Source organism: Pseudomonas sp. K5002, from assembly GCF_013386655.1.
GTDB lineage: Bacteria > Pseudomonadota > Gammaproteobacteria > Pseudomonadales > Pseudomonadaceae > Aquipseudomonas.
This window is the reverse complement of record NZ_JACARK010001718.1, coordinates 1-397: the sequence shown is the minus strand read 5'-3', so window position 1 is coordinate 397 and position 397 is coordinate 1. Positions and strand designations below refer to the sequence as shown.

Here is a 397-nt window from a genome sequence, read left to right as displayed (position 1 = left end):
CTGGGGGGGCGGGGGCTTGCTCGCGAAAGCGGCGTATCAGTCGGTACATGAGTTACCGGACACCCCGCCTTCGCGAGCAAGCCCGCTCCCACAGTGGATCAGCGCACTACACCTTCTTCTATAAGCAATTTAAGAATGGCTTCAGCGCCCGCTTCCGGGCTCACGCCTTTGAGCACCTGCCCACCGCCGCCGCTGGCCTTGGCCGTTGCAGCCTTCATCCGGTCGGCACCGCTTTTGGCCTTGATCACCTTGAGGCGCTTGGGCCGAGGCTTGGCCGGCTGCAATACAGCGCCTGTGAATAACTCATCCTCCAACACCTCGACGTCATGGGCCGTCAGCTCACCGCGTTGCGCCGGGCCGTAGGCGCTTTGCCGTGGCTTGGGCGCCGCGTTATCCA

Annotated in this window: 1 pseudogene; it reads right to left on the bottom strand. The window is 63.7% G+C overall.

Annotated features, from left to right (window positions below):
- Positions 1–98: 98 nt before the first annotated feature.
- A pseudogene (locus tag HX846_RS38890) lies at positions 99–397 on the bottom strand (electron transfer flavoprotein subunit beta); the annotation flags it as partial.